This is a genomic window from Hyphomonas sp., assembly GCF_013823385.1.
Classification (GTDB): domain Bacteria; phylum Pseudomonadota; class Alphaproteobacteria; order Caulobacterales; family Hyphomonadaceae; genus Hyphomonas.
The window spans coordinates 1-5,365 of sequence record NZ_PNMA01000072.1; the positions used below are offsets into that span (position 1 = coordinate 1).

Here is a 5,365-nt window from a genome sequence, read left to right on the forward strand (position 1 = left end):
CACAATGCCGACCTGTCCAATCAGAATTTTCCCGGGATTCATAAGCGTGGACTCCAGCTTCTAAAACGAAGCCGTATCATCCACTAACCTTCTCGGGCCTGCCTAGTTGGACGCTATACAGAGATATGCAAACGCACGCAGATCTGACCATCGGCGCGGGCAAACCCCGCCGGTTACTTGCTCGACAAGGCGCGGAGAATTTTGGCCATCGTCTCAAGCGTCGCCAGAGAAGTCGTCCGGTCAATCACGCCGTGACACCTGCGCCGTGCGCTCTGGAGTACCGTGTTCTCACCCTCGGTGTCCGCGTGGCCCTCGAACAAGGCATCGACCGGCAGCGTGAAAAACTGGGCAATCTCGAACAGCATACCGGCAGAAATACGGTTGGTTTCGCTTTCATACTTATGAAGCTGCTGGTGACTGATCCCCATGGCCGCCGCAAGAGCGGAGAGTGTCAGTCCGGCATTCGTGCGCAACTGGCGGATGTTCGCCCCAACGATAAGATCAGCTCCCACCGCTTTTCGTCCAGAGCGCTTCCTCACAGGCTTCCTCATCGCTACTCCGCAACCACCATATGGCTGCAGCATAATCGATGTGCCGTGCGCGACAATCGGCAAACGAGTCATCCCAGATCAACACTACGACATAAGCGGCTTCAAAATCTTGAGAATGGACAAAAGCCAGAAGGCACGAGACCTGAAATTGGTGTATTGCTTTTGCCATGATGAGTCGTTTTTTCAATGATAGCCCGATCGAGTCACCTGTTGATGATCAGTATGGGATCATGCCTTTCGCTAGATCATTGGCGAAGAGTATTCTTGGTATCAAAGACCCGGTCGGGACGACAATTGCTCTGAACGGCGCCTGGGGAGCGGGCAAAAGCAGCGCTGTAAACCTGATCCGTGGCGAACTGGAAAAGGCCGATGACGAAACTCTGATCATCTCAGATTTCAAGTGTTGGTGGTATCGCGGCGAAGAAGCTCTGGCGCTGGCTTTCCTGCAGAACCTCCACGCAATGTTGAGTGACACGCTCAAAGACAAAGTTAAGGACCTTGTGCCGAAGCTCGGGCGAGGCTTGCTGCAAGCAGGACCCGTTATAGGCGCAGCGTTGTCACTGACCCCCGCCGGGATTTTCGCTCCGCTAGCAGGGGCGTCGGCCAACTTCACGAAGCGCTTCTTTAGCGATGAAGACACTCTAGAAAAGACCTTCCACAAACTATCTAACGTGCTCAAAGAAGAAAATCGCCGATTTCTTATTATCATCGACGACATCGACCGTCTCAGCCCAGACGAGACGTTGGCAATCTTTCGTATGGTCAAGTCTGTCGGCCGTTTGCCAAATGTTATTTATCTACTTGTGTTTGATCGCGCTCTTGCAGATCAGGTTGTGGCCGATCGATACCCTTCCGAGGGGTCTCACTTCCTGGAAAAGATTATTCAGGCTGCCTTTGAACTGCCAACGCCGCTCAGAACCGATCTTAATCGCGCAATTTTATCGGCGATTGAGACAACTTGCGGCTCGCCAAACGAAACCCAACTGAAACGTATACTGAACTTATTTCACGACATCGTGGCACCATATCTAACTACACCGAGGCACGTTGCACGATTTCAAAATGCTATAAGCGTGACGTGGCCTGCAATTGCGGGAGAGATCAGCCTTGCCGACTTTATCGCTCTGGAAACGTTGCGCCTATACGAGCCTTCACTTTTCCAAGCGATCAGATCGAACAAGGTAAACCTGTGCGGACTGCAAGACCGGCACGGACGTGGTGAACGGGGCGGCGACTCGCGGTTCGAGCCCTATCTTCGCGGGATTGAAGAACAACGACATGAAACAGTACGGATTGCGCTGCAGCGTTTGTTCCCTCGTATGGAGCAGATGGGTTACAGCAATGGTTTCCGTGCTCTCTGGGACGCCGATCGCAGAGTATGTGTCGAAGCGCATTTTGATACCTACTTCAGACTGTCATTGAGCGACGAAACGCTCTCGATGGACGCCATTAATGAGCTGATCAATCGCGCCAATGATCGAGACTTCCTGCAAGCCGCGTTCCGTGACGCGGCCAGGGAAAGACGCAGAACCGGAACGTCAATGGTGCCGGTACTGTTAGATGAACTCAACACCCATGCGACTCGCGTTGAGCGACACAATATTGAACCATTACTGACTGCGCTGTTCGAGATCCACGATGAGATCGATCTAAAGATCGATCAAGAACGCGGTTTTTTGGCAACGGGTGATACGACGCTCCGTTATCATTGGCTTATCCGTCGGATGACAAACGAGCGCTTTAACCTCGATGAGCGGACAAATCTTTACATGACCGCCACCGAAAACGCTTCGCTTGGATGGCTAGTCAACTTCACCGCTTCTGCACGCGATGACTATCGCGAAAGGAGTGAGGGCCCTCGACGCGAGGAAGACTGTCTGACTCGCGAGGATGCCATCGCCCCCCTTGTAGAACGAACACTAACGGCTATTCGTGCCGCAGCGGCGGACGGCTCTCTGCTGCAACACCAGGACCTCATTCGCATTCTTTATCGCTGGCGCGACTTTATGGACAACGATCCTGCTGAGGTTCGCGCTTGGACCGACCCGCTTCTGCTGGACGACCAAGCATTACTGGTTTTTGCAAGAGAACTAACAGGCGAGTCATGGTCGATGGGGATGGGAGTCGAAGGTCTAGGGGATCGCGTTTCTCAGCGACATATAAGGGCACAAATCGACGAAAACACAGACATTCTGGATGTTGATCGTTTTCGCACTCAACTAGAACGCCTCCAGTCGAGCGAACAATTGGACGAACAGTCACAAAAGACCGTAGATGACTTTTTGAGTGCGTGGGACCGTCGTCGAAGCGGAACAGATGACTAGGTACCTGTAAAGCTAGAACTTTATCTCCTACTGCGCTCGTTGCTTCCCTAACGCTTTAGGAGCCTAACCAACCTGCTTCGGCATGAATCAAACGCTGGATCGATAGTACCCAAGAGGAGCGATAAAGGGCTTGCGGATCACCGCTCCAATCCCCGCTCAATCCCGATCGTCCAACTTACGCCTGCCGCTGTTCGTCTGAACGCCATGTCCCTCCCGCGGTGACGCTCCATCTCGGGCCGCCAAGGCACAAGCGCAAACTCCTTCGCATTCCCGACGACCGCAATCCTTCCCTGCCCCAAGTCCAGCGCCTTCTCGAAACGGCCTTCAAACCTGTCGCCGGGTACCAACTCCACAGCGGCGCGCCCGGTTGATGAAGCAAGCATGCCTGATGTCCTCCGCAACTCCATGACGCGCAACCTGTCTCGCAAGGCCTCTCCCACCTCTCTTGGCCCCCTTTCAAGCCAGCCCTTCTCCTGAAGAAAGGCGAGACGTGCCTGCCGGACCTTCGCCAGCCGGTCGCCGGGCACCTCGGCGCCTTCCATGTCGAGCCAAGTCAGCCCTGCACGCCTCGTCTGCTCCGTGAGCGGAATCCAGGACCGGACCTGAACCTCAAGCCGCCCCGTCCGCGCGGCATCATAGTCGGCAGCGCGCCGGGCAAAATCCTGCGGCACCTGCCACACGCCATCGCTGCCGCGTTCCACAATCCCGGAGCGCCGCAAGGCTTCGAGGCGCCGGACATGACCATGCTGCCAGGCCGCCGTTGCCACAGGATCCACGGCGACATGGAACGCGTCCGAATACGACCCGCCCGATGCTTCCGCGATCTTCAGGATGGACGCATCCATCTCTCGCAGTTTCGGTGTCCGTGCACTGACAGCAACGACGGCGCCATCCGGTGGGACAGTACCAGGCTCCCGGAGGCCCATATCGACGATCCAGCGTGTCCCGTGAAAGTCCTCGACCACCAGGCTCCGCCGGTCCCGCAATTCATCCTCCGGAACCGATGCCAGCACCGACCCGAGAAGGACTTCCTGCTCCTGCCCGCCCGGTTCGAACTGGCGGAGATTGCTATCTGGGGCGCGATCCCTATTTTTCGCCGCCAGTGCCTTGAGGATATCACCGCGCTGCCCCAGCGCCTTCAGCGACGCGTCCCAGCCCGGTTTCAGGGTCCAGTGATCCTTGCCCGCTGGCACCGCGAGACCAAGGCCTTCGAGATGGCGTAACCTCGCCCGCCGCAGCGCCGCGTCAAACCGTCCCCGCGCGCCCCTTCCTTCTGTGATCCGGATGCCCGTCTCAGAGGCCTCAGCCAAAATACCCCGATCCAGACCTGTAAACCGATCCTGGCTCACCTCGCGCTGATGCGCCTGCGCAATTTCCAGATCGCGCCTCGGACCGAGGCACTCCGTGACAATGTCCTGCGCCCGCGATGCCAGCCCCTGCCGGATATAGTCCGGCGCGATAACGAGGTCCCTGCCGTCCTCGTCCTTGCCTCGGATGACGATATGGGTGTGCGGATGACCGGTATTGTGGTGGTCGACCGCGAGCCAGTCCAGGCGCGTGCCGAGATCGGATTCCATCTGCGCCATAAGGGCCCGGGTTGTCTCTTTGAGATCACCCAGCCTTGCCCCATCTTCAGCAGACACGATGATCCGGAACTGGTGCCGGTCGCCCTCGCACCGCTCGAGGAATTCTTCTGCTTTCGGTTCCAGGCCTTCGCGCGTGTAAAGCTCGCCCCCGCTGCCATCCCGCTCCACGCCGTCGCGCTGGATGTATCCGAGATGGGCTTTCAGCGCCCCGCCTCCACCGCCGCGCGGCGCCCGCGACACATGCGTCTTTACGATGACCCGGCGCATCCGGAACGCAGGCATTCGCGGCCGCCGCATTTCGAGGGCGCGCGCACTCGCCCCGCCGCGCCCCAACCCGGCGCCGCTGAACCGTGCCTTTCCAGCTTTCGGGCCCAGCCGGGCCGCCGCCCGTCTTACCTGCTTTGAATAGCGAGACGAGCCGCCACGTCCCCGGTCCCCCAACCGGCCAAGGCGCGGCTTAAAGTCCTCCGTCATGGGAATATTCCCCCATCAGGATATGGCGCCAGCCAGACCTGTAGCAAACACGCCTGATCGCAGCAAACCCGGCGTCTCGACCCGGTGCAACGGGCACCGGAAAATCGTTGTGCAGACAGGGCGCTACCCTAGGGGTGGCGCCAACCCTTTTAACTTGCCCTACCGGGTCCGCCTTCCCCACCCGTGCGTTCGCCTGCATCGCCTTGCCCTACTCTGCAGACGGATCGTGAACGGACGAACCAAAAACCGGAACCGCTACCCCAAGGATGTCCGCTTCGCGGACTGCGCCGAAGTAGCGCCCGTCCAGAGAGGACGGATGCGGCGAGAGCAGGAATACCTCGCCTGCCGCAAGCGTGATGCACCCCTCCCAGACCGGCAGGTCACGGTGCATCCTGTCGACTAGAAACGCCTGCGCCGCCTGCTGCCCATT

At 58.2% G+C, this 5,365-nt stretch carries 4 protein-coding genes; 1 reads left to right on the forward strand and 3 read right to left on the reverse strand.

From position 1 onward, the window contains the following. Window positions 1–173 precede the first annotated feature (173 nt). Entirely contained in the window at window positions 174–551 is a 378-nt protein-coding gene (locus C0456_RS19410) for a helix-turn-helix transcriptional regulator (RefSeq protein ID WP_291055912.1), read from the reverse strand. 167 nt (window positions 552–718) lie between these two features. Between C0456_RS19410 and C0456_RS19415 the strand changes: the two genes are divergently transcribed. Beyond that, window positions 719–2,875 carry a P-loop NTPase fold protein gene (locus tag C0456_RS19415; RefSeq protein ID WP_291055914.1) on the forward strand — a complete coding sequence of 719 codons (2,157 nt, stop codon included), beginning with the start codon at window positions 719–721 and terminating at the stop codon, window positions 2,873–2,875. A 137-nt stretch (window positions 2,876–3,012) separates the two neighbouring features. Here the strand turns inward: C0456_RS19415 and C0456_RS19420 are convergent, their stop codons facing one another. Both C0456_RS19420 and C0456_RS19425 read right to left on the reverse strand, forming a co-directional pair. Beyond that, window positions 3,013–4,935 (reverse strand): DUF3363 domain-containing protein, encoded by a 1,923-nt coding sequence (locus C0456_RS19420; protein WP_291055917.1) that lies wholly within the window; start codon window positions 4,933–4,935, stop codon window positions 3,013–3,015. Window positions 4,936–5,143: 208 nt separating this feature from the next. Further along, window positions 5,144–5,365 (reverse strand): S26 family signal peptidase (locus C0456_RS19425; protein WP_291055920.1); only part of this gene is annotated, 222 nt, incomplete at its 5' end.

What these genes read in the sequence shown, in the direction of transcription:
- C0456_RS19410 (WP_291055912.1), bottom strand. Translation starts at nt 551, where the DNA reads ATGAGGAAGCCTGTGAGGAAGCGCTCTGGACGAAAAGCGGTGGGAGCT.
- C0456_RS19415 (WP_291055914.1), top strand. Translation starts at nt 719, where the DNA reads ATGATGAGTCGTTTTTTCAATGATAGCCCGATCGAGTCACCTGTTGAT.
- C0456_RS19420 (WP_291055917.1), bottom strand. Translation starts at nt 4,935, where the DNA reads ATGACGGAGGACTTTAAGCCGCGCCTTGGCCGGTTGGGGGACCGGGGA.